The 24885-nt window shown below is 71.7% G+C and carries 15 protein-coding genes; 3 read left to right on the forward strand and 12 right to left on the reverse strand.

What is annotated here, in order from left to right; all coding sequences use genetic code 11:
- Positions 1 to 383 precede the first annotated feature (383 nt).
- Both ACH4XV_RS40540 and ACH4XV_RS40545 read right to left on the reverse strand, forming a co-directional pair.
- Entirely contained in the window at positions 384 to 1763 is a 1380-nt protein-coding gene (locus ACH4XV_RS40540) for an IS1380 family transposase (protein ID WP_395798287.1), read from the reverse strand.
- A gap of 276 nt (positions 1764 to 2039) precedes the next feature.
- The gene (locus tag ACH4XV_RS40545; RefSeq protein ID WP_395798289.1) at positions 2040 to 5318 is read right to left on the reverse strand and encodes a type ISP restriction/modification enzyme; all 3279 of its coding nucleotides are present in this window, start codon (positions 5316 to 5318) and stop codon (positions 2040 to 2042) included.
- A gap of 764 nt (positions 5319 to 6082) precedes the next feature.
- Here ACH4XV_RS40545 and ACH4XV_RS40550 point away from each other — a divergent pair.
- Positions 6083 to 7474 carry a sporulation protein gene (locus ACH4XV_RS40550; RefSeq protein WP_395798291.1) on the forward strand — a complete coding sequence of 464 codons (1392 nt, stop codon included), beginning with the start codon at positions 6083 to 6085 and terminating at the stop codon, positions 7472 to 7474.
- A gap of 349 nt (positions 7475 to 7823) precedes the next feature.
- On the opposite strand, the gene ACH4XV_RS40555 is transcribed toward ACH4XV_RS40550, so the two are convergent.
- The 10 genes from ACH4XV_RS40555 to ACH4XV_RS40600 all read right to left on the reverse strand — a co-directional run bounded on the left by ACH4XV_RS40555 (position 7824) and on the right by ACH4XV_RS40600 (position 22509).
- The gene (locus tag ACH4XV_RS40555) at positions 7824 to 8804 is read right to left on the reverse strand and encodes a hypothetical protein (protein WP_395798293.1); all 981 of its coding nucleotides are present in this window, start codon (positions 8802 to 8804) and stop codon (positions 7824 to 7826) included.
- Positions 8805 to 8890: 86 nt separating this feature from the next.
- Entirely contained in the window at positions 8891 to 9664 is a 774-nt protein-coding gene (locus ACH4XV_RS40560) for a helix-turn-helix domain-containing protein (RefSeq protein WP_395798295.1), read from the reverse strand.
- Between the two features lie 236 nt (positions 9665 to 9900).
- A complete protein-coding gene (locus ACH4XV_RS40565) occupies positions 9901 to 10731 on the reverse strand; it encodes a hypothetical protein (RefSeq protein WP_395798297.1) in 831 nt (276 codons plus the stop codon).
- Complete coding sequence (locus ACH4XV_RS40570) at positions 10728 to 11705, reverse strand: NlpC/P60 family protein (protein ID WP_395798320.1); 978 nt, start codon at positions 11703 to 11705, stop codon at positions 10728 to 10730. The genes ACH4XV_RS40565 and ACH4XV_RS40570 overlap by 4 nt, the downstream gene beginning before the upstream one ends.
- On the reverse strand, positions 11705 to 12763 hold the full coding sequence (locus tag ACH4XV_RS40575) for a replication-relaxation family protein (RefSeq protein WP_395798299.1): 1059 nt from the start codon (positions 12761 to 12763) through the stop codon (positions 11705 to 11707). Before ACH4XV_RS40575 ends, ACH4XV_RS40570 begins: the two co-directional genes overlap by 1 nt.
- Positions 12764 to 12890: 127 nt before the next feature.
- Positions 12891 to 15305: a type IV secretory system conjugative DNA transfer family protein gene (locus ACH4XV_RS40580; protein ID WP_395798301.1), complete on the reverse strand. Its 2415-nt coding sequence runs from the start codon at positions 15303 to 15305 to the stop codon at positions 12891 to 12893.
- 71 nt (positions 15306 to 15376) lie between these two features.
- Positions 15377 to 18613: a PrgI family mobile element protein gene (locus ACH4XV_RS40585; RefSeq protein ID WP_395798303.1), complete on the reverse strand. Its 3237-nt coding sequence runs from the start codon at positions 18611 to 18613 to the stop codon at positions 15377 to 15379.
- 59 nt (positions 18614 to 18672) lie between these two features.
- Positions 18673 to 20865: a hypothetical protein gene (locus ACH4XV_RS40590; protein ID WP_395798305.1), complete on the reverse strand. Its 2193-nt coding sequence runs from the start codon at positions 20863 to 20865 to the stop codon at positions 18673 to 18675.
- Positions 20865 to 21266 carry a pilin gene (locus ACH4XV_RS40595; protein WP_395798307.1) on the reverse strand — a complete coding sequence of 134 codons (402 nt, stop codon included), beginning with the start codon at positions 21264 to 21266 and terminating at the stop codon, positions 20865 to 20867. The genes ACH4XV_RS40590 and ACH4XV_RS40595 overlap by 1 nt, the downstream gene beginning before the upstream one ends.
- A 445-nt stretch (positions 21267 to 21711) precedes the next feature.
- Complete coding sequence (locus tag ACH4XV_RS40600; RefSeq protein WP_395798309.1) at positions 21712 to 22509, reverse strand: hypothetical protein; 798 nt, start codon at positions 22507 to 22509, stop codon at positions 21712 to 21714.
- 653 nt (positions 22510 to 23162) lie between these two features.
- Between ACH4XV_RS40600 and ACH4XV_RS40605 the strand changes: the two genes are divergently transcribed.
- Both ACH4XV_RS40605 and ACH4XV_RS40610 read left to right on the forward strand, forming a co-directional pair.
- Positions 23163 to 23792, forward strand: a complete 630-nt coding sequence (locus ACH4XV_RS40605) for a hypothetical protein (RefSeq protein WP_395798311.1) — start codon at positions 23163 to 23165, stop codon at positions 23790 to 23792.
- Entirely contained in the window at positions 23789 to 24679 is an 891-nt protein-coding gene (locus ACH4XV_RS40610; protein ID WP_395798313.1) for a TRM11 family SAM-dependent methyltransferase, read from the forward strand. Before ACH4XV_RS40605 ends, ACH4XV_RS40610 begins: the two co-directional genes overlap by 4 nt.
- Positions 24680 to 24885: the final 206 nt, after the last annotated feature.

Below are 24885 nucleotides of genomic sequence, written 5' to 3' on the forward strand. Positions count from 1 at the left end.
GGGCGTCGGGGGGCGTTGAGCCAGGCGCGCAGGTGGACGGCGCGGTCCTGTTTCAGGCGCAGGGTCCTCTCGGCAAGCGTGAGCGAGAGCTTGCCGATGGAGTAACCCTCGCGCCGGTATTGAAAGTCGTCCGTGAAGAGTGTGAGGTGGTTATCCGGTTGTCCGGTTGTCCGGTTGTCCGGTTGTCGGGTTGTCGGGTGGCGGACGCGCTAACCTCGATCGTTCATGAGTCCTCGTCGGTTCGCTGACGGGGACTCTGTGCTGGTGAGGTGCGGCCTTTTTGGGGCTTGGGCATGCCGGTGGCCCGATTGTCGCGTCGGGTGGGCGCCGGGTTCCACGTCTCCGGGTTTTGTCTCGGTTCGTCGGGGCGATCGGGTCGGGTGTCATGTGGGTGCGGCGAGTTGGTCGAGTCGGGCGATTCCCTCGAGGATGTGCCCGGTCCAAGGCCATCGGTCGGGCAGGCGGACGACGACCCGTCGGCCGGTGCGGACCAGGCGGGCCGCGGTGGAGAAGAGGCGGAAGCGGAGCTTCTTTATTTCCCATCGGCGGGCGTCGTCGGTCAGGGCGAGCATCTGCGTCCAGGCGATCAATTCGCAGGCGAGGGATACGAGTTCGCACCAGACCTGGTTTTGTGCGAAACCGTGCAGGGGCAGGTTCCGCAGGCCGGTCGCCTTCGCCTGGCGGATGCGGTCCTCCGCGCGGGCGCGTCGGCGGTGGCGCAGTTCGAGGTCCGCGAGCTGCCCGCCGGCCGTGTTCGTGACGAAGGCCACGCACCGGTTGCCGTCGACATCGGTGATCCGCAACTGCGCGCCGGGGTGCGGGCGTTCCTTGCGTACGATCACCCGCATGCCCTTCGGCCACGCGGTGAGGTCGAGCATGTCGGTGACCTCCGTGACCCACGCGCCCTCACGCGGGCGACCGTCGGCGTCGTAGGCGGGTGTCCACGCGGCCTTCGGGACGCGCAGTATCGCCGCGTGGATCCGATCGGTGATCGTGAACCCGATCGAGTACGAGAGCCACCGGCCCGGTCGGGAGAGCCACGCGAGGAAGTCGTGGGTGCCGCCGGCCGAATCCGTCCGTATCAGTGTGTTCCGTCCCCGTCGGCGCTTCCTCGGGACCTGCGCGAGGGCCTGCCGGGTGACCTCGATGTGGTCGGCGGCGGTGTTCGACCCGGCGTTCCCCGGCCGCAACAGCACCGCAAGCGGCTCGCCCGTCGCGTCCGCGCCGTGGTCGGCGAACGTCCACAACGGGTGGAACCCGAACGTCTTCTTCCACGTCGGGCAGGCGCCCTCCTTGTCGGAGTGCGCCGTGACCAGGACGCCGTCGAGGTCGACGGTCAACCGACCGTCGGCCACCGGCGACGCCGTCGTGGCGAGACTCCAGGCCCGTTCACGGGCCGCGGCGCGGGCCGCCCGGATCGCCGTCACGGCCTTCGGTCCCGCAGCGGCCATGGCTGTGACCAGGCGCGAGAGGGTCGGGTCGGACGCCACCGGACCGAACACGTGGGGCTGTTCCCGCAGGATCGCGACGTCCGCGAGGCAGTCCCCGCCCATCACGAGCGTCATCGCGAGGTCCAGGACGGTCTTCCCCGGATCGTGGACCGCCCGCGCCTTCCGCCACGGGGCGAGCGCGCCCGACAAGGCGCGATCCAACCCGACCGCACGGGCCGTCCCGGTGAGCAGCACCCCACCGGCCCGCGAAACGATCCCCGACCCACCGGCCTCGACCCGGACACGCGGATACGAACCGCTATCCTTCTTCACCTGGGAAGTGCTTCTTTCCGTGCAGCCGACAGGACCCTAGAGAAGTCCCATCGTTGCAGGTCAGGAGCACTTCCCGCTTTTCTGACCGCATGTCAGACACCCTGCCTCATGAAAGCGCGAGGCTAAAGGTTCCGGATGGCTACGGGCCGACTGCAGCAAGGGGCACGACGGATTGACATCGGCCGCCACGGCGACGGCTTGGCAACGGTAGGCGTGTGATCCAGTCTGCGAGAACTGCGGGCCGAGGACAAGCAGGTCCGTCCGGCGGTCGGTCAGTCAGAAGAGCGCTTGCTCGTCTACGGGAAGAGCCTTGCGAGTGTGAGCTGGGACCGGAAAGACGCTGGCTGCGGTAAGTTCTGCGTTTGTGATGCGCTCGGCCGCGCAGATCAAATCGAGAGTGTGGCCTTGCTCCGCCTCGAGCTCAACAAGCAGTGCCAGAACGTTGAGTAGTTCCAAGAGTTCTGTGGTCAATCGAGAGGACCAAGTACGGCTGACTTCGTGGTCGAGCTGCAACTGCCGTCGCCCGGCCGGGCTCTTCTTGCGATAGCCGAACCACTTCTTGATTACCTGCATACCGGAGACTCGGTACTCCCATACTTCGGCGCGCACAGGCTGGATCTCTCCCAAACCCACGTGTAGCGTCTCGGTCTCGCTGTCATAGCGGATGGTGTCGGGCATGCCCATCTCGGAGTCGGGGATCTCCACCCGGGACAACGGGCGCAAGTCCGGTGGCAGTTGCGGTGAAGCTTCGGGCCGACCGTTGTCGGGGTCCGAAAAACGCTCGCCGTACGTGTGCAGCCAGATACATCGGCGCCCGAGTTCGACAGCACACCGCCATAGCCCGGGATCAGCGGTGAGAGGAATCCGAATTCCGGGGACCTGGAGGTCCTCTTGGAAGCGCATGGTGTAGCCAGGGTGGGCGGTCACACCAGCAATGTAGGCAAGGAGGTCGTCAGCGGGAACCCGTGTACCAAGTCGTCGTGCGAGCACCTGAAGGAGCATCGGGGCCACGTTGGGAGTGGTGCCGGCCTGATCGCGGTAGAGCGGTCGGACGCAGCCGCTGCGGCCGTTGTAGTGGTCCATGTCGGGAATGAGGCTGGTGAACACGAGACCCGCGCCGCCGGTGACGGGATGGGCATTCTGTTCGGACACGAAAATCTGACGGCTGCTGCGCACACGCCAAAGGTCGGGTCGAGGCACCTCCATCAGCCGGCTGTCAGGGATGAGCCATTGGCGATCGAAGGACCGGTACGCGACGCGCACCGGCGCAGGATGCGGTCGGGCCTCGTCGGCCAGGCTCCCGTGGTGCTCCGGTACGCCGGGAAGCGCAGGCACGAGGGTCGTGAGCTTGCGGTCGCGGGCTTCGCGGAACATTTCGCGGCGAGTTTCGGTGTCGGCCGCCAAGAACAGCGCCCAGCGTCGTTCCAGTGTAGAAGGCATGGGCGCGTACACCCAGACCCTACCGGGGGTGACTCCACGAGAAGACCACGGCATAAGGTCGCCCAGGAGAGGACTCGTCTCCCAGATCTGGCTACCGATCGGCAGCAGAGGGTCTCGCCAGCCGGCCGGGCAGTCCGACCAATTGGTGCCTGTGTGGCTAAGGGTTCGAAGCTGTGCGAACTTTTCCGCGCGCCTCCCTGTGACAGCGGCGTAGTGGACCGTGGCAGGGGTTTGGGGTGAGGGCGCTCCAGAACGGACGAAGATCCCGATGCACAACGGTTGCCGGACACCGGGGAAGATCCGCGTGGGGACATCCGGGGTGTGGCCCTCGGGAGAGACGTCGATGATCCAACCCTCATCCGTGGTCCGACGCAGATATTCGCGCATGCCCGCGAAGCCGGCGCTCTTCAGGTACGCAGATGGGGTTATGAACGCCACAACTCCGTCGGGGGATTCAGGGTGGTGGTCGAACACCTTCCAGGTGGCCCATCGCCAGAAGAAGGCGTGCAGATTGCTCATGACCGACTCGTAGCGGCCGTTACCCTTCGCGCGGAAGGCATTCAGCGGCGGCGGTTCGTGGCGTGAAGGGTCACCGTTCTCAATCCACTTCCCTGCTCCAGTGGTGACCGAGTCGTACGGTGGATTGCCCAACACGACGAGGACGGGCTCGGAGTTCTTGACTTGGTTCGCCTTCTGACGGGACTCGGCTAGGGGCTTGTACGTCAGCGGCAGCCATCCGGTATCGCCTCGCGGATTCTCCAGCGTGTCGGTGACGTAGATGCGCAGACCGTCGGCAGGGACATCTGAGTGGTGACGTCTGAGGGATTCGTAGAGACGAAGCTCGGCGACGGCATACGGTCCGGTCTGCTTCTCGAATCCCACGAGTCTCTGGCCTATCAGTTCTCGCAGGCGAGGACCCACCTGCCCAGGGCCTTCCACTTCGCGGATGGCCTCGGCGGCTCGATCGATGACGTTGAGAAGAAAGGTACCGGTGCCCATTGCGGGGTCGACGACAACAACGTCGGTTGAGGCGAATCCTTGGCTGCGATGGAGCCGGGTGCGCAGAATGTCATCGGTGAAACTGACCATGAACTGGACCACGTCGTTCGGCGTGTAGTACGAGCCCGTCTTCTGGCGTAACTCCGGGTCGTACACAGCGAGGAAGTCCTCGTAGAGGTGAAGGTACGCATCGCCGCTGCCGTCGTCGAGGCGCGCCCAGTCGACCACTCCGATCACGCGAACCAAGGTTTGGAGGGTGGTGGCTAGACCCGAGAGTGAGTCGTCTGTGAGCGCCGCGAGAGCGCTCCCCATCAGCGAGTGCTTCTTGCCGAGCTTTTTGGCAATCTGCGTGATGTCGCGACCATCAAACGTGATGCCCTCGACACGTGCTAAAAGCAGTGCGAACGTAACGGTCTGCGCGTATTGGTCAGAGAATGCTTCATCGCTGGCGTCGGGGAAGAGCAGGTTGCGCCAGCCTTCCGCAAGAACGCTGAGCATCGGACTGCGCTGACCTACCGCTTCCAGCTCCAATGCTCGTTGCACCTCTGAGCGCAGGAGCTGACATAGTCCGGCGACGGCCCGAACGAGTTGCCCAACGCTCCGAGGGATGACCGGCTTCCAAGTCAAGAAGTCGTACATGACCCGTGCGACATCGCCGTCACGGGGCACCAGACTCGCGCCGGCGGTCTGGACCTTGCCGGCGACCCGCGCGATCTCTCCCACACGCTGGCCATTGCGGTATAGGCCCCACTCGTTGCCGTCGGTGTAGAGGACGTTGGGCAGCAGCCGCAGCTTGCTCCACTGCACGGCATTCTTGCCGGAGAAGCTGTCTGGATCAGCTCCGAGCCCTGGTCTCTTCAGTTCAACGTAGCCGGTAAGCACGTCGGCGACATCGACCGCGTAGTCAGGCCGAGCATCCAAGTGGACTAATCGGACCTCGCCGTGCATGACTGTTGTCAGACCCAGCGCGTTGCTGACGGCGTGAATCAGTATCTCAAACGGTCCGCGTAGTTGGTCCTCCGGCCCCCCCGGGCCCTTCAGCTTGGGTTTCACGTCCGCGCCAAAGCGCGAGACAGCCGCCGCGACTGCGCGTTCGAACGCACCGGAATCGCCCATGAGCCCCCCTGACTCTGTGCAAAGTCCCGACGCACCAACGCATCTGACGGACAGCCAGAACTCTAGGACGCTGTGTGATCATCGTCGAGGGGGTTGGCGACATTGATGCTGTCGGTTAGCTACTTGCCGGAAGAAATCCGGGTCTGTGCAACGAGGAACGACTCCAGCGGCGGGATCGAGTCCCGGCGTGCCCGCAGCGGCACTGTGCCCATGGACACGGCGGGGAAGGCCATCACGGCCAGGAGGTGGCCCAGTTGGCTCGAACGCCAACGCTCGGGCCCAGGCCGCACGCGAAATCGGCCAGGACACGATGACCAAGGCGTACACGAAGCGGACACGACTCCGGAAACCCAGAGCCTGGGGCCACACCGTGGCGTCCCGGGCTTGGCCCGAGCAATCCGGGTCGTCCGCCGTTGGTTGGCGCCCTGGGCCACGCTGCAACGCTACTTGCGGGCATGGTCGACCAAGCCCCCGCCCGCCGAACCCGACCAACACTCTCGGCGCCGGAAAACCCGTCAACCTCTACACACCCCGGTCTTACCAACCACCGCGAGGCCGACCACCTGCCTTCGAAGCCGCGTCCGGCCGGACCGAAGGACCGAAGCAGGGCTCGCAGGGGGCTCACGACTCGCGTAAGCGGTTCACCGCGAGCGGCGAGGGCAATACCCTCGGTGATCCGGCCTCGGTGCCGGATGTACAACTTCTCGTGCCCAGTCGCGTACGACTTCCGCGCAGAGCCGCGCGGGACCGATGAGGGGGACGCTGTGGCGCCGACCACCCGCCGGGTCAAACCGCCAAACGACGCGCTGGCCCGGATGATCGAAAAGTGTGACGGGGCCAGCCACAAATCGCTGGCTCTGCGCGTGAACCAGCTCGCTCACGAGGCCGGGTTGACCACGACATATACGCATACCTCGATCGCGAACTGGTGTCGCTGCGGCATGGTGCCCGACTGGCCGGTGCCCAGGCTGCTGGCCCGGGCCATCGGCGAACGGCTTGGGCGGCCGGTGCAGTTGGCGGAGATCGGTATGGCGGATGCGCAGACACCGGACAAGGACGTGGGGTTGGATTTCCCGCGAGACCTCGCCGACGCCCTGCGCGTCGCCACTTTGTTCTGGAGCACTGTGAACCGCCGCGACTTCCTCACCGGAACGGGCTTCGCCGTCTCCGCGTTCGCCACCCCGGTCACCCGCTGGCTGGTCACCCCCGCCGACGACGGCCCCGCCCACCGGGGCCCCGGCCGGGTCGGCGCCGCCGACCTCGCCGAGCTGCGGGACGCCGCCGACGACGCCCGCAGGTGGGACTCGAGATACGGCGGCGGTAGCTGGAGGGCCAACTCCGTCACCGACTGCCTGCAAAAACGCGCCGTGCCGCTACTGAACGGCTCGTTCAGCGGCGACGTCGGCCGCTGGCTGTTCTCGGTGACCGCCGAGCTGTCCCGCCTGGCCGGCTGGACCGCCTTCGACGTCGGCCAGCACGACGCCGCCCAGCGGCACTTCATCCAGGCCCTCCGCCTCGCGAGGGCCGGCGGCAACGTCGAGCTCGGTTGCTATGTCCTCACCACGATGGCGATGCAGACCCTGCTGCGGGGCTTCGCCAGCGAAGCCATCGACATGACCCAGGGCGCCTTCCAGCGGGCCAAGGGCGACGCGGCCCCCAGGGTGCTGGCCTTCACCACGCTCATCGAGGCCAGGGCCCATGCCCGCGACAACAACGCCAAGGCCGCCTCGGCCGCGCTGGCCGCCTCCGAGAGCCTGCTCGACCAGGCCCGCGACGGCGCCGAGGAACCCGCCTGGATCGACTTCTATCATCACGCCCGGCTCTCCGCGGACGCCGCCGAGGTCTTCCGCGACCTGAAAAACCCCAAAGCCGCGCTGGCCTGGAACGCTCAGGCCGCCGCCATGCCGACCGGCGTGTTCACCCGCTCGGTCGGCATGCGCCTGACGATCGTCGGGACCGCCCACCTCCAGGCGAAGGACCTCGACCAGGGTCTGGCGCTCGGCATTCAGGCCGTCGACATCCTCGCCCCCGTCCGATCCAGCCGGGCCAAGGACTACGTCCGCGAGTTCAACACCGCACTCACCCCCTGGTGCAGGGAAACCGCCGTCCGAGACTTCCTGCACCGCACCCGCAGGGAGCTCGGCGTCGCGGCCTGATCCCTCCCGATCGGAACCTGACTCTGCCGTACTCCTTGCGCTGGGCGCGACCTCCTGCACCGCACCCCACCGAACTCGGTATGGCGGCCTGTGGAACCGCCAGGTCACTGGCCGGTCCGGATCGTCCAGATGGCACACGATGACTTCGCTTGGTCCACGGCCGACCGTGTCCGGTCGACGCCGGCAGGTTTCGAGTCCGGTGAGACCAACGTGAAGCTTTGGCCCGCCCGGCCCGCCGCAACAAAGGGGACGACCCGTCGGCCTCTCCCGCGCGCACCGTCCGAGGTGCGACGCCCGATCCCCGGGTCGGCGCACTGACGCCCGGTGGCCGGGGCCGCCAAGAGCCACGTCATTCGGGGCACCTCGGGGGTATCGGCTGGAGCCGGCGGTGTCGACCTCGGGCGTTCCGCCCGTTGTGGTGGTCGTCGTGGAAGTGGCGTGCGTGTGCGTGGGCGGTGAGGCGCAGGCAGTAGACGGGTTCGGTGTAGGTGGGGGCGTGGGGCAGGCGGTGTTCGCCGTGGGGGAGTTCGTCGAATCGGAATCCTGCGCGGTACAGGCGACGGACGGCCTCGACGAGGTCGAGGTGGCGCGGGGTGTATCCCCACGCGAGCCGCAGGTGCTGCGGCACGGGGGTGGGGGTTGGAGCGGGGAAGTCGAAGTCCCGCACGATCGTCCCCTCGGCGTCGAGCATGTGGACGAGGTCGATGTACGCCTCGTCCTCTCCGGGATGGTGTTCGAACGTGAAGACGAGGTAGTGCGCGTCGGGGTGCTGTGCCCGCAGGGTGTCGGCGAGAAGGCGGGCGTGCGCATCGGCCGCGACCTGCAGGCGCGCGGCGTCGGCGTCGAGATCATGGGGGTCGGCGTGGCGGGCGTAGGGGTCGGCCCAGCGCAGTCGGTGTCCGCCGGCCGCACGCACGGCGTCGTCGGAGAGCGGGAGGTGCTCCGCGCCGTGGAGGTGGCGCGCAAGGATCGCGCCGGCGCGGCGCAGGGCGTCGATGACGGTGAGCAGCGCGTCGGGCTCGTGCGGCGTCAGCGGTTCCCACAGGGCGAGCAGGGTGGGGTCGGTGACGTGCGGGAGGTGGCGGTCGGCGACCCGCAACAGCACGCGGTTGTCGCGGTCGAGGACGAGCGGTCGGTCGGTGTCGCCGGGGAGGTGGTCGGGGGTCGGGTGGGCGTCGATGGTCGGCAGCCGCAGGGTGTGGGCGCGGGGGCACATCGAGAGGAGGGTGCGGGCGAGGAGTTCGGCGAGCCCGGCGGCGGTGTGGGTACGGAACGCTGCCAGTTCCGCGTCGTAGGCGTGGATCGAGACGAGTGCGGCCGTCGTGGTCACGGAATCTCCGATCACGGGCCGGGCGCGGCCGGCCCCGGGTGGGGAGGGTGGGCGCCCCGTCACGGGGACGCCCCTCGGGAATCGGGTCACCCGGTGGTGGCCTGCTCCGGGACTTCGGCGGCGGGTACGGCGCGGTAACGGCGGGGCTTGGGGCACGAGAGAATCGCGTCGCCGTGGGCGACGAGGGCGGCGAGGGCGTTGGCCACCGCGCCGGAACTGCGCCCCAGGACACGGGCGATCTCGCCCGGTGTGAACTCCCCCGTCGGGCGGTCGTGGAGATGGGCGCGGACCCGGTCCCGCAGCACGCCGGGGCGCAGCCGGCTCTTCGAGGACTGCGCCGGTGTGGGGGCGTCGGCCGGCGTCGTCTCGTCGGGGCGGCCGGTCGGGTCGGTGTTTTCGCCGGTTCGGGCGGGCGCCGGCGCGGGCGCGTCCTGGTCGGTGTCCCCCGCGTCCGTCGGGTCGAAGTCGTCGGTCGTGGGCGGGCGCCGGGTGTCCGGTGTGGCGGCATCGCCCGGCTCCTGTGTGTCTGTGTCGGCGGCCTCGGGGACGTCGGGGGTGGGGTTGCCGTCGGTGGCGGTGTCCGGGTCCGCGGTCGGGTCGGCGGCGGTGGGCTTCGGGGCGGTGGTGGCGCCCTGGGCCTGGCGCCACAGGGCGGGCTGCGGCCTGCCGTTCACGCGTGGGGGGTTCTCGCGGTACACGGCGCCCTCGGCCTCGAGGTGTGCGAGGAGCTTGGTGACGGTGGAGCGGCCCAGTCCCGTGGCCTCGGACAGTGCCCGCGCGGTGAACTCGTCGGAGGAGGCGGTGTCGGCGAGGATGGTGCACAGGCGCTCGGCGGATTGGGTACGGGTGTTCTCGGGCATGGTGGGTTCCCTGTCTCGACGGTGCGGATGGGGTCCCCGGCCGGGGTGGGCCCGGCGCGTGGCCTACGCGGTGGTTCCGGGCTGGCTCCATGGACGCTCTGTTTCGCCCGCAGAGTCAAGTCGCCTTTACCGCAAGGCATTTCACGGCGGCAGGGTGCGGGCAGCAGACGGGTAACACGTGTTACCCCGGGTAACACGCGTCGTTACCCTCGCAGGTCACCGCCGCGGGCCGGGCGTCACGAGGACGTCGGGGGGTGATCGTTGAGCCAGGCGCGCAAGTGGACCGCGCGGTCTTGTTTCAGGCGCAGGGTGCGGCGAATGAGGCGGATGGACGCGGGGCGTCCGGTCTCGGTGCGGGTGCGTTGGTCCAGGCGCCACGCGGCCAGGTAGAGGTCGTCCGAGCCGTCCCGGCCGTCTTGGGGCGGGGTGGGTGTGGGCGGTGCGGAGGCGACGATCGGGGTGGGCGTGGGCTCGTTCGCGACGGACTGCGGGGGCTGCGGCCGGGGCGGTGTTCCGGCCGGCTGCGGCGGCGTGCCCGACGGGCGCGGCTGCGGGTGTGGGGGTGGGGGTGGTGTGCGCAGTCGGGTGATGAGGTCGGTGATGCGGCGGCGGTAGGCGGCGACGGCCTCGGCCAGGAGCATCAGCAGGACGGGTGGGATGGAGTGCAGGACGACCGCGGCGGCGTCGGCGTCGCGGGGGACGCCGACGCCGCCGGTGGGCCACCACGCGGTCCAGGTGTTGACGGTCAGGGTGGCGATGCCGGTGAACCAGCGCAGCGCGCTGCCCCACGCGGGCGGCCGCACGTGGTGTTCGGCGAGGCGGGAGTCGGTGAGCAGGCCGGTGGCCAGGGCGAGAGCGAGCATCGGGTCCAAGAGCCAGGCGATCGAGCCGGAGACCCCGTGATCACGGGCGAAAGCGGTCACGTTCACCGCCGTGAACACCAGGGCGAGCGCGGCCACTCCGACCAGGGCCGCGGTCAGCTGGGCCAACAGCACGCGCAGCCTGGCGATCTCCGCCTCCACCGCCCGGGGATCGGTGGGGTCGGGGAGGGCTGCGGGGGTGGTCACGGTGTCCTCGCGGTTGGCCGGGTCACGCCGAGGAAATCGTTGCCCGGGTAGCGGATCGGGCCCAGGCGTACGGGGATTCCGGTGCGGGGGGCTTCGATCATGCGGGTGGCGTCGACGGCGAGTCCGACGTGGTGGACGTTGTCCGGAGTTCCGAAGAAGACGAGGTCCCCGGGCTGGATCGGGGTGCCGGGTGGGAGGCGGGGCATGGAGTAGTACTGGTCCTGGGCGACGCGTTCCAGGGTGATGCCGGCGGCGGCGTAGGCGGCCTTGGTCAGGCCCGAGCAGTCGTAGCCGCCCTCGGCCGGTCCGTCCCCGCCCCACACGTAGGGGGTGCCGATGGTGGTGCGGGCGAACGCGATGGCCTTGGCGACGGCCTCGTTCGACGGCATGCCGCCGGCTGCGGCGGTCGGTGGTGCGGCGTATTTGGCGGCTTGGGCGAGGACTTGGTTCACGTACCAGTCGGCGTGGTTGTAGGCGAAGATCGCACCGCGCAGATTGCGGTTGTCACGGGCGCCCTCGGCGCAGAGCATGCGCGCGGCGGCGGGGATCGCGTCGGCGGGGTTGTAGACGTCGGGTGCCCCGCCAGCGTGGCCGATGCTGCCGGGCGGGTTGTAGGCGGCCCAGGTGGAGCCGATGAACTGCATGGGCCCCATCGCGCCGGAGCCGTTGGCGCCGGAGGTAACGCCGGGCAGGGTGCTGCGGCCGTGGTCGGTCTCCACTTTGCCGATCGCGGCCAGCACGGTCCACGACAGCCCCGGGCATGTCGCCGCCGCCTGTTGATACAGGGTCAGGTATGCGGGTGGGATGTCCTTGCGGGCCTCGTCGCTCGCGTCGGCCAACGCGGAGGCGGAGTCGCCGCCGGTCAGAGCGTTGCCGAACGCGCCCGCGAGGGCGGTCAGCAGGGCGCCTGCGAACACGAGCAGGGCGAGGAACGCGCCCGCGCAGCCGGCCGCGATCTTCCCGAGGGGCGCCATCACGTCACGCCCCTTCGCTCCGCAGGCGGCCTGGTGCGCGGTGGGGGCAGGGGTGGGGCGGGGGGCCAGCGCAGCGCGCCGGAATCGGCCGCGTCGGGATCCGGGGTCCACGTGCCCGGTGGCGTGGGTGCCGGTGCCAGGTGGCGGTAGTGGGTGGGGAGTTCGAGCAGGGCGGTGCGGGCGGCAGTGCCGGTCAGCGGCAGCCAGACCGCGTCGGCGAGAGATCCGCCGGCGGTCAGCGCGTGGTGGGTGGTGGCGACCGGGATGTCCAGGCGGGCAGCGGTCGGTTGCAGGCGGGCACGCACGGCGGCTTCGCGGCGGGGGGTGCCGGTGTGGATCAGGACGAGGGTGGGGGTGCGCGGGTGGGTGGTGGCGGCAAGTCCCGCGTAGCCGGCGAGTTTCGCGTCCACGCGGGCGAGCGCGGTGGCGCCCGTGTCGTATTCGAGGAAGAACGCCACGCTCCGACCACCCTCCCGGGCGGCGTGGCCCGGCTGGTGCGAACGGTGGCAATAGTGCGCGTAGGCGTCGGGGTGGACGTGGTCGCCCCACAATGTCGCGCAGATGCGTTCGCACGCCCACAGCGTCAACCGCCGTGTGGGGTCGGTGTGGTGGGTGGCGGCCAGGCGGATCATCAGGTCGTTGCGGCCGAGGGTGTGGCCGAGCCATGGGGAGTGGGCGATGCGGGCGCTGCGGTCGGCCCGCCAGCCCGAGTCCTTGAGGTCGACGGCGCGTTCGGCCGCGAGGACCACGGCGCCGAAGGTGCCGAGGGTGTAGTGCTCGGGCGCGGAGCCGACTTCGAGGTAGGGGCGGAAACTGTCGACGACACCCAGGTCGTACAGGCGGCGCAGGGTGCGTTGGGTGCTGCGCAGGCCGGTGTTCGCGGCCAGGGCGATCTGTGCGGTGGTCAGGACCTCGTGGTCGAACAGGGCGTGGATCAGCCACCGGTCGCGGGCGGTCAACCGCACGGCCAGCCCGACGCCGTCGAGGGCCCGGCCGGTGCGGGTCGTGCGGGGGCGGCGGCGGGCCGGACGCTGGGTGGTGTGCGGTCGGGTGGCCATGGGGTGCTCCTCGGCGATGTGGTGGGTTCCGGGCCGTGGGAGAGGTGTGGGTCGGTTCGGGGGCCGGGAGTTGGGGTTGACTGCGGGAGGGGGAGTTCGGAATGCGCCGGGGTTCGGGTGGTGGGGTTCAGCCGGTGGTGGGGTCGTCGGTGCCGCCGACGCGGCGGTGGGCCGCGGCGCGCAGGGCTTTGGCGCGGCCGGGGACGGGGTTGCGGGCGGGGCGGGTGGTGAGGGTGAACGCGGGGGTGGAGGCGCCGTCGACGAGCAGACGTGCGGCGACCTGGTAGGCGCCAAGCTGCGCGAGGTCGTGGTCGCCGAGATTGGGCCGCACGTGGCGCTCCAGGGCCCGGGCGTCCTCGGGACTGGCCTGGAAGAACACCTTGTTGCGGGCATTCGCTGAGATGCCCTCGCGCAGGTCGGCGGGCAGTTGCGCGAGGTTCTGGTGGGCCAGCACCATGCTCAGTCGGTAGCCGCGGGCCTCGGCGAGCATGTCCTCCAGTGGATACGGCAAGGTGAGGAAATTGTGGCACTCGTCGACCACGAGGGAGGCGTCGATGCGGTCGTGTTCGGGAACGCGGGAGCGACGGGCCGCGGCCTGCCACACCTTCCCGACGACGAACGACCCCAGCAGGCGCGTCGTCTCCTCCCCCAGCGCGCCCTTCGGAACGCGGACCAGGCAGATTCCGCCGTCGAGGACCCGGTCGAAGTCGAACGTCGACGGGCCGGCGGCGATGGTCTGGCGCACGAAGCCCCGCAGCAGGAACGCTCTGAGCTTGTTTTGCACGGGTCCGATGACGGCGGCGCGGCTGGGTTCGGACATGGATTCGTACCAGGTCCAGAATCCGCGCAGAACCGGGTCCTTGACCGTGGGGATCAGCCGCGCCCTGTAGGCGGGCTCGCCCAGCAGGCGGGGCACGTCGGCGAGGGTGACGACGTCACCGGTGGCGGCGGCGCGGCGCATCAGGGTCAGGCAGGTGGCGCGCATGATGTCGTCGGTGCGCGGGCCCCAGAAGCTGGAGAAGATCCGGCGGAAGATCCCGGTGATGTTGTCGACGACGACGTCGATGTCGTCGCCCTCGAGGACGTTCAGGCTCGGCGGGGTGTGGGGGTCGTCGGGGTCGATGACCACGAGGCGATCCGCCGCGGACGCGGGCAGGCGATGCAGCAGGTCGGTGATCAGGTCGCCCTTGGGGTCGATGACCACCACTCCGCGGCCGCGGCGCACGTCGTCGTCGATCAGGTTCGCCAGGAGGGTGGATTTGCCGGAGCCGGTGGCACCGACGACGTGCAGGTGTTGGCGGCCGTCGCGCACGTTCAACCCCACGGCGCGGGGGTGGCCAGCGTCGGAGATGCCCAGGGGTTTGACGTCGCCGCCCGGGCGGGGGGTGGGGATCTGCGCGGGCGGGATCACCGAGCGCGCGCCCGCCCGGGCGAGGCCCGGCGCATCGGCGTCCAAGGGGAGGTGGGCCAGCGCGGCGAGTTCGGGCACCGACAACAACGAACCCGGCCCGTCGAAACGACGCGGCGCGATGACGCGGTCGGGGTGGCGCAGGCGGGTGCGGGTGAGCCAGTTCTCCCACGAGTGGATCGCGAACGTCGTCGCCAGCGCGTGCACCCGCCCCATCAGGATCGCCTCGGGCGGTGCGTCGCTCAGCTTGCCCAGGGCGGTGGCGGATGGGGTGTTGGCGGGTGGGGTGTTGGCGGGTGGAGTGGTGGCGGCGTAGCGGATGGCGACGGCCCATTGGGGGCCGGCGAGTTTGGCCGCGGCGTGGCGGACTTCGAGGGTGTGGGCGGGGTCGGCCTTGTCGGTCGCGGAACGAGCGGGCCCGTGGGTGGCCAGGGCGCGCAGGGCTGCGGGCCGGCCTCCTGGATGTTGTCCGGCCTTGAGGCGGCGGGCGGCGGCTCGGGCTTTGCGCAGGCGGATGCCGGTGGCGGGGCGGGCGAGGATCTGCACGAGTGCGCGTTGTTCGCCGGACATGCCGGTCGCGGCCTGGAGCAGGCCGCGCAGAGGGTCGGCGTCGTGCCGGTCCCGTAGCGGCAACACTTCCGGGCGCGCCAGGCGCAGGGCACCTGCGACGGCGACGTGGCCCGGCGTAAGCGCGGGTTCGGCCGGTTCGGTGGTGGTGTGGGCGCCGGGCCAGGCACCCTGAACCGCGCGGCGGACCAAGGATTCCGGGACCAGGCCGGGCAGCCACAGGCGGATGGTCAGTCCGGTGGCGTTCCAGGCGTACTCGAACCCGAGATGGAACTGGCCATACACGAGACGCTTCCACCACGGGTGGGCCAGCCCCGACAGCTGCCGCCACAGGGCCTCGCCGCCGGAGGGGTCCACGCGCGGCGGCGCCAGGATCGTGATGCACCGCGCGTCCCGGGCCCAGCGCTCGTGCCGCCACCGCCGCACCCGACCCCGCGCACCCGCCACGATCAGGAGACAGGCGAGCACGAGGGGGAAGGTGACGAACGCGCGCGTGGTTGCGGCAACTTCGGCGGTGTCGGCGATGTGCGACCACCACATGCCGGGCGAGGTGACGAACCGGCCCAACGGGCCACCGTCGGGCACCGCTCCCGTCGGTGAAGGCGACGGGGTCACCGGGCCCGTCGCGCCCACGGGGCTCATCGAGGCGCCCTGCGGGCGGAGTCGGAACGACCGGCACGCCGGCGCGAACTGTCGCCGGCGGCGTCCGGCGCGGGACCGGTCGTGGTCGCGGTCGGGGAGGCGGGGAATGCAACGGCGCCCCCGTCGGCCGGGCCCAGGTCTGGATCGATCCCGTCGAAGTCGGGCCAGGGCTCCTCGTCCCGATCGCTGTCCGCGCCGGCGTCGTCGGGGTCGGCGAGGGGCTTCGCCCCGGCGAGAGAACCGTCGGGGTCGTCGTCGAACTCCTCGTCCGTGAAGCTCCCGAACTCGTCGAAGCCGTCGCCCGTGTCGCCGTAGTTGCCTTCGTCGTCCGGGTCGTGGTCGATGTCGAGGACCGCGTCCGGATCGCGGTCGTAGGCGAGTTCGCCGGGGTCGGTGGTGATCAGGGCGTGTTCGGCGTCGGCGGCCAGCGCCACGAACGAGACCCTGCTGGCGACACCCGCGAGCAGGAGGCCCTCGCCCTGGTCGGCGCTCAGCAGGAAGTCCCGCTCCCCGGCGGAGAGGTCGAAGGTGTCGGCGATGTGGTCGACCGCCTGCGGGGCCTGGCGCAGGAGGATCTGGGTGGCGGAGTTGGCGACGACCGCGCGGCCGAGGTCGGAACCGAGGACGTCGTCGGCGTCCTGGGACACCACGGCAAGGCCGGCCCAGTATTTGCGGGCCGCCTTGGCCATGCGGAACAGGAACCGGCCGCCCTCGCTCTCGCGCATCAACAGCCACGCCTCGTCGACCACGACCAGGCGGCGGCGCCGCAGCGTCGGGTCGGTGACCCGGCGCCAGATCGCGTCCAACGTCAACAACATGCCCACGGGCTTGAGCTCGTCGGGCAACTCGCGCAGGTTCCACACCACCAGATGCCCGTCCGGGCGGGTCGTGGTGGGGCCCTCGAACAAGGAGCGGTGGGTGCCGGTGGTGTAGGGGGCCAGACGGGCGGCGAGATCGTGCGCGACGTCGGAGTCGGCATCGACCAACGCAGTCTGCAGATCGAACAACAACGGCGCGGGCCGCGCCCACGTGCGCGGATCGGCCGTGATGCCCGCAGTGCGATAGGCGCCCATGATCGCCGTGTCCAGGACCGCGCGTTCGGCCGCGGTGACGGTGCCGCCGAGCAGGACCGCCAGGAGCGTGTGGACGAACAACGCCCGCCGGGTGAGGACGTCCCCGCCGGTCGCCTCGCCGTTGCCGCGGCGGCGGCGGCGCGGGACGGGCGGCAGGTCGAATGGGTTGATGCACACCCCGGGCGCGCCGGGGGTGAGGATCGTGCCGCCGACCGCGCGGGCCAGGCGGGTGTATTCGCCCTCGGGGTCGATGACCATCGCCTCGACACCGGTGTGCAGGCTCCGCAGGAGTTCGAGTTTCGTCAGGTACGACTTGCCGGCGCCGCTGCGGGCCAGGGTGACCGAGTTGTGGTTCGGCTGGGCCCACCGGTCCCAGATCACCAGACCCGAACTCATGGTGTTGACGCCGTAGAGCACACCTCCGGTGGGGGCGGCGGCGTCCGCGGGGTCGGGCGTGGGCAGGTCGGGGGACGCGAGGGGGAACGCCGCGGCGAGGGCGGCGGTGTCCATGGTGCGGCGCACCCCCACCAAGTCCACGCCGAGCGGCAGGGTGGACAGCCAGCCCTGCAGGGACCGGAACGTCACCGGCACCGTGCGCAGGAGCAGGGACTCGGCGATGGCGGCGACCGCCGCCAACTCCTCCCCCAACATCGCCTCGTCGTCCGCGTGGACGGTCAGGTACAGGCCCACGCGGAACAACTTTCCCTCGCCCTTCGCGACCCGGTAGGCGAGATCGGCGGCGGCGTCGGCGGCAGCCTCGGTCTCGGGATCGTCCAGGCGGCCCTTGTCGGCGTCGTGGCGGCGGGTGGACTCCAGCCGGGCGCGCTGCTTGCGCAGCCGCTGGGTGGCGATGTTCGCGGGAACCGGTTCGACGTGCAGCGCCACGTCCAGGCGCCCCGGGTACGCGAGAAGGGGCTCCAGCCAACCGGGGCCGACCTCGGCCGGGTAGCCGGTGACCACCAACGTGGAGGCGAGGTGCCCGCCGACGCCGAGCATCCGCGGACGGACCACGACCGCGTCCGGCAACAACTCGCGCGGGGTTCCCGCATCCTCGCCGTCCGACGGCACGCCGGCGGTCCCATCATGACAGCGACGCCCTGACCATGGGAGTCGAATCGGCAGCTTCACGGTTTCCTCCCGTGAGGTCGCGATGTCCGCGGGTCCTTGTCGGCCGGGTCGTACGTCGGCTCCGGCGGGTCGTGCACCGGGGGCGCCGACGACGGTGGCCCCGGAGGAGATCTGCAGCCCGACATCGGATGGTTGGTCGGGGTCGGCGGCGCCGGCGATCGCCGCGCGGACGCGTGGGGCGTCGAGGGCGGTGACCGTGACACCGGCTCCGCCCAGCGCGCGGGCGGCCTCGGCGACGCGCTGGTGGGCGCGTCCGTTGGGGCGGCCCGGCTCGCGCTGGACGAGGAGGACCTGGCGCACCAGCAGGTCGCGGTCGGCCGCCAGGTCTTCCACGAACGTGGCGTGGGCGAGGGCGGATTCCTCCAGCGCCGGGTGCGGCAGGCCCGGGGCGCGCTCGCGCAGTGCCCGCAGGTAGGGCTGCAGGTCCATGCGCTCGGCACGCACCACGATCTGCGTGGGCCCGGTGAGCTGGTTGAGGAACCGGCCGAACACACCGAGCAGAGCCTGCTGTTCGGCCGGGGTCCGCAGGGCGAGGTTGACGGTCGAGCAGGCCGCGAGGGACGCGTGGCCGTCGGCGCCCAAGTCGACGACGCCGCCGTCCGCGACCTCGCGCACCGGGGTGCTCAGCGGCGCGGGCGGCGGGGCGACCCGGTGGAGATCCCATTCGGGGTTCACCCAGTCCGGGAGCACGTCGTCGCGGCCGGTGTCCGGGTCGGGGGGCGGGGCGAGGCGTTTGGGGCTGCGCAGGTAGCGCAGGCCCGACCGCAACCACGCGTCCAGGCCCACCCCGTCGCGCCGACCCATGACCACCGCCACCAGCAACACCGCGGTCGGTGCGACGAGGGCCGCGTACACGGGCAGCGCCATCCAGGCGCGGGTGGCCAGGTGCCCGCCCCACACCACGAGCGCGGCAACGGCGAAGATCGTCAACTGTCGGGCCGTCAACGGGCCGAGGAGCTTGTCCTCCTTCTCGATGTCGGCGGGGATACGGACGCTCTCATACGCGTCCTCGTCCGGTGCGGTACGGGTCACGGGTCCTCCAAGACGCGGACACGGGCAAGGGGTTCGCCGTCGTCGGCGGCGGCGGGCGGTCACGGGTCGGGGTCGTCGAGCGGAAGCCGGGTGGAGGCCGGCGGGCGACGAGGCGACGGCATCGAACGCCCCGAGATCGAGTCGGGCGGCCGGTTCGGCGGCTCGACGTCGGCGGACGCGGGAAGCCGATGCGTCGGCTCGACGACGCGCGCGGGCCGGCTCGTCGGGGCGACGTCACGCGGCGGGTCCGGGCGACGAGCAGGCACGACAGGGCGCGCAGGCGCACTCGCGCGGCGGGGCCGCGGCGGAACCTGCCGCTGTGCCGACGGGGCGGGTCGCCGGGCCGGGGCCGCGGCGCGTTCGGCCGTGCCGGGTGTGGCCGATGGGGCTGTGCTCGGGCGTGGTGGGCGGGTGGGTCGGGGTGGGCGTCGGCCGGGCGACGGTGTCTTCGGGCGCGGGGGCGTGCGTGGAGCGGTCGAGGGGTGCTCGCCCGGTGCGGGCCGCCGGTGGCGCCCGGCCGGCCGCCCCGCGGGGTTCGTCTCGGGGCCGGGGACGCCGGGGCGTTTGTGTCGCCCCGCCGGAAGGCGGTGCCGTCCGGTCGGCGGGCGGGCGGGGTCGGTTTCGGGGCCGATGGGTCCCGGGCGCCGGTGCCGGCCATCGCCTCGCGCCCACCACGGCCAGGGCTGCAACGGATCCCGCCCGACCGGACGCCCACCACCGCCGGCACCGCCGGCCGGACCGCCGCGCCCGCCCCGGCCACCCGGCCCCCTGCCGGGGCCGCCGGGACGGCGACGGGGTCCTCCCCCACCCGGCCCGGCACCAGGGCCGCGGCCGGCCAGGTGACGTCCCAGGCGGCTGCCCAGACCCGTGCTCAGGCGCGTGGAACCCCCGCCGCCGCGGCCGCCGAACCGATCCGAGACCCGGCCCAGCACGTACGCGGACGCGACCGTCCTGATCATGCGACCCACCAGGCCCGACCCCGGGCGCGGGCTCGTCATCGGCGTGCCGGCGAACACCGACCTGCCGACCCAGCCGGGGATTTTCAACAGCACCCAGAACAGGGCGATCCCGGTCAGCATCGCCGGCAGGCCGTCACCGGAGGGCGCTCCTCCGAAAAGGGTGTTGCCCTTGGCGTACATCACGCGCAGGCCCACGATCAGCGTCATCGACTGCGCGACCTGCATGACCAGGGTGCCGACGAACGCCCGCCACCACATGCGGGCCATCCCCTCCGTCATCGGTGTGGCATGACCCGCCAGCGCGATCGGCGCCACCGCCGCGAGCAGCATCACCAGCATGATCCGGATGACGAACCCGAGCAGCAGCCCGGCCAGCAGCACCAGGGCGACGAGCGCCATGACGATCAGGTACAGGGCGTTGCCGGGGTTGAACATCGGGGAGATCAACTGCTGGGCCACACCCGCCCCGTCGATGCCCTCGCCCAGGACCGCCTCCGCGAGGGCGTTCGACAGGCCGATAGCCCGACTCATCACCTCCATCGACACCGCGGCCGCGACCAACCCCGCGACCAGACGCGGGGCAATGTCCTTGAGGGCGTAGCGGGTCTGCACACTCTCGTGCGTCATCACCAGCACGCCGCCGGCGAGGATGAGGAGCCCGTACAGCGACCCGGCCAACACCAGATTCCTGGACCACAGGTCGTACAGCGGCCCGTTCGCCGCCACGTCGGGAGTGTGCAGCAACGTCTTGCCGAGCAGCGTCAGCAGCGGCTGCGCGGCCTGGCCGACGAGCCGGCCGAGGAACTTGCCGACCGCGTCCCACAACAACCCCGGCACGTCCAACGGGTTGCCGACACCGGGGATGTCCCAGTCCCGGGGGTCCCACCACTGCGCGGGCGTCAGCGGATCGCTCCCCGGCGGACCGGCGGGGGGCGCGTTCGTCCCCGGCGGCGCGGTCGGGGCGGCCGGAGGATCCGGCGGGGCGGGGGCGGTCGGAGGCGACGTGGAAGGGGTGGTGGGCGCATTCGTGTTCGGGGGTGTCGCGGGTGTGGTGGGGGTGGTGGGCGGCACGGTGGGGGCGGGTTGCCGGGGCAGGCCCGCGACCGCGGGCGGGCGTTCGCCGGCCGCGCGGGCGGTTAGGGGGGCGGCGGACGCCGAGGCCGCCACCGCGCACAACGCCGCGCCCACGACCAGGAACAGCGCCGCCAGCGTGAGGAGGCCGGTCCACCGGCGCGGCCCGCCGCGATCCCCGCGCCCGTTCGGCCCGGCCTCGGGATGCCCGGCGGCGGCCATCAGGCGTGGACGGCGCGCGGGGGGCCGAGCGCGTTCAGGGTCGTCGGCGCAGGTTCGGGCTTGGGCGGTTCGGGACCGGTGGTGGGCCCGGGCCCGCCGACGATGCCCTGCAGGACCGCGAGGATCACCGGCGCCAACACCGCCAGGCAGAAACCGATCGCGGCCGCCTTGAACGCGTTCTTGGCCTTCTCGATCTCACCGGGATCACCGCCGGCCATCAAATAGCGCACGCCGCCGACGGTCAGGAACAGGATCGCCAGGCCGCCGAGGATGCCCATCAGCCAGTTGCGGGTGTTGTTGATCACCGTGGGGATGTTGTTCACCGCGAACGCCGGATCCGGCCCGAACACCACCAGCAACACGGCAATGAACGAGACCGTCGCGGCGAACTCCCACGACACGAGCGGATGCCACCACGCCGGACGGCGGTGACGCCCCGGCGCACGCCGACGCGGCACCGGAACACGAGACGACCACACGGCGGGCGGGGGTGCCGAGGGCGGCGGCACGGGCGGACGGCGGAGACGGTGATGCACGATTCCTCCAAAACAAAGCGGGGGCGGGCTCGGGGCCGGGAACGCCCGTTCAGGCGCGGCGGAGTGCTGTGTGTGGGCGTGCGTGGGGGTGTTCGGGGTCCGTCGGCGGGTGGGGCTCTCCGGGCCACCTCCTCCTCGCGGGGGGTGGGGCGGGGCTCGGGTGTCAGCGCGAGACGGCACACCACCCGCCGGACGGACCGTGGCGACGGCCCCCGAGACCCGGGACCCGTCCTTCATCGGTAATGGAGTCGAACGGCACCGTCCGCGACACGCGAACCGGCACGGCATCGCGCACGACCGCGGCCGCGCTTCAGATCGATTCGGCCTCGATCGCCTTCCTGAGGCGGTGTTCGGCGGCCCTGCGGCGCCGGTAGGCGGCACGCATCCGCGCCGGATGGCCGCCCGTCAACACCCGCACCGCGACCCCGTCGACGCGGGTGACCGCGATCAACTCCGCCTCCTCGGCGGTGACCACTTGCGCCCGCACCGCACGCTCCAACACCCCGGGGCCCGAGGTCTCGTCCGGCCCCGGCACGGTCACCGACTCGGCTCCCGGCGCGGTGGCCGGCTCGGGGTGTTCGGCGTCCGCGAGGGCGACGGTGTTGTGGGCGTGCCGCCGGGCGTCCTCGATCAGGTGATACGCGGCCAGATCCGCCGCCCGCCGCAACCCGTGATACGCCCGCGGATCATCCGGATCCGCGGACAACAGGGTCTGGAGGAACGCGCCGAGCATCTCCTGTTCCAGATCGGCGCGTTCCACGAGCCCGCGCCAGGACCGGCGGGCGATCAACCGGCGCAGGCTCGGCGCCGCCATCGCGGCGGCGGCGACCATCCACTGCCGCGCGTGGGGGCGCTGCGCCCGCCGGATCAACTCCGGCCACACCACCTCCGCCACCGCCTGCGCCCGCTCGCCGCGCAGCTGTGCGCGGATGCGGTCAAGTGGCACGCGCCGCCGCCCGGGCGCCACCTCCATCACCGACCCCACCACCTCCGCCGGCAGGGACAGGGGACGCGGGCCCCGGGTCAACGCGCGGAAGGTGGCCTCGAGGGTCTGCATGGGACCCGCCGGGCCCGGTGAGGGCGCGGCGGTGGAACGGGTGGACGACATGACGACTCCCGACGAGTGAACGGGTGCGGTGACATCGCCATGTCACCGACCACCCGAGCACCCTGCGAGCACCCCAGCGGGCCGCACCGGCCGACACCTGGAGGGTGCTCGCCGGGTGCCCGGGCGACACCCCCACGCTCGCGGGCGGATCGGGCCTCAGGTGAGGGTGCTCGCAGGGTGCACATCACCGCCCCACCTGCACCGACACCCGACGTCGGGGCCCGTTCGAAACGCGACACGCGTGCCGGGACGGCCCCGCCCCTTCCGGCGCCGACCGCCGGCGGCGCCACCCGTCACGGCCGGACGTGGGATCCACGACCGGCCCGGCCCACGTCACGCCCTCGGGTGGCTGCCCTGCGGGAACGCGGTCGTCGGCGGAGCGCGTACGGGGGTGCTCGTGGGGTGCTCGTGGGGTGCTCGCAGGGTGCACATCACGCCCCGACCTGCGGCAACGCCCGTCGCTCACCCGCCGATTCGCGTCGCGGCCGGGTGCGGATGGCGCGGCGGATTCCCCGGTCGGTGTCGCAGCGGGGCCCCGGCGACTCCATTACGGGTGTCAGCGCGAAACGGCCGGGCCCTCCACAGGCCACCGCCGATTCCCGATGCGCAACACCACCTCCCCCCGCCCCACCGGACCACCGAAACTCCCCCGGGTGCGACGCCCCAAGGCGCCCCCGCCCGGGATCGACGTCCCCGTCACCGTCTGGCTCGCCCCCACCCCCAACCCCGGCCCCACCACCGCGTCCGAATCGGCCGCGCCCGTGGCCCACGACCCGACGCGGGACCTCCTCCCGCAGTGGGCCCACGAACGCCTGTGCCGGCACGTCACCACCGCCGCCGCCGCCGTGACGGCCGTGCGCGTACGGCCCGGGGATCACACGCCGCTCCCCCGCCCCGCGCCCGGAACCCGACTGCTCGTCGTCGCCGACCTCGGCAACCTCGACAACGTCGACCGTCCGGAAGCGCCGGCGCGGACCGCCCGCATCGTCCGCCGCCTCCTGGCCCGCGTGCCCGCCGCCCCCGGACACACCGCCTACGCCGCGATCGCCATCCCCCCACGACACGCCCCCGACGGGCGGCTGATCGACCGCTGCGGGCCCGCCGCGCGCGAGGCCCGCATGTGCGACTGGCGCCACCTGCAGCACCTGATCGTCGTCCACGCCCACCTCGACACCGACCGACTCGTCCCCCACACCCCGCTTGCCGGCCACGTCGACCCCTACCGGCACGACGTGGTCCACACCGACGTGCTGCTGTTCGAACGAACGGAATACACCCCGTGACCCACACCCCCACACCCGCGCCCGCGGGGATGCGCCGGCCGCCGGCGTCGATCTGGGCGACCGCGCAAACCACCGGCCCCGCGCAGCGGCGCGGCCGCTACGTCCCCGAATCCGTGGGCCACCCCGCGAAGATGCTGCCCGCGATCGCCGCCCACGCCGTCACCCACTACACCCGCCCCGGCGACCTCGTGCTGGACCCGATGTGCGGGATCGGCACCACCCTCGTCGAAGCCATGCACCAGGGCCGCGTGGGCGTCGGCATCGAATACGAGGCCCACTGGGCCGAGATCGCCGCCGCCAACACCCGCCTCGCCACCCAACAGGGCGCGGGTGGTCGGGCCGTCGTGATCAACGGCGACGCCCGCCGCCTCGAACATCTCCTCCCCCGGGACATGCGCGGGCGGGTCGCGCTGGTCGTCACCTCGCCACCGTACGGGGCGTCCGTCCACGGCCAGATCCTCACCACCCGCGACACCGGCACCCCCAAGATCGCCAAATACGCCGACACCTACGGGCCCGACCACCGCGACCGGGGCAACCTCGCCAACACCGGACCCGACCTCCTGGCCGCCTTCACCCGCATCCTGTCCGCCTGCCGGACCGTTCTGCGCCCCGGCGGCCACGTCGTGATCACCACCCGCCCCTGGCGCCGCCTCGGCGAACTCGTCGACCTCCCCGCGGAGACCATCACCGCCGGCGAGAACGCCGGCCTGACCCCGGTCGAGCGCTGCGTCGCCCTCCTGGGCGGACTCCGCGACGGCGAACTCGTCGCCCGACCCACCTTCTTCGCCCTCAAGAACGTCCGCGACGCCCGCACGGCGGGCAGCCCGCAACACCTCATCGTCCACGAGGACGTCATCGTCCTGCGCCGCCCGGACCCGACGTGAACACCACACCCACCACTCCGCCCTCGCCGCGGATCGCAGGTCGGCGAGGACGGTGTCGAGGCCCCGTAGGCGCAGGGCGGCGACGTTCTCCAGGACGACGAGTTCCGGTCTTAGTACTGCAACGACACTTCAGGATGTCCTCGGCGTCTGTAATGGCTGATGCGGGCTCGAGCTTGGCTTCTTCTTCGCCATATGGACCAGGCGAG

The organism is Embleya sp. NPDC020630, assembly GCF_044334985.1.
In the GTDB taxonomy this organism is placed as follows: Bacteria; Actinomycetota; Actinomycetes; order Streptomycetales; family Streptomycetaceae; genus Embleya.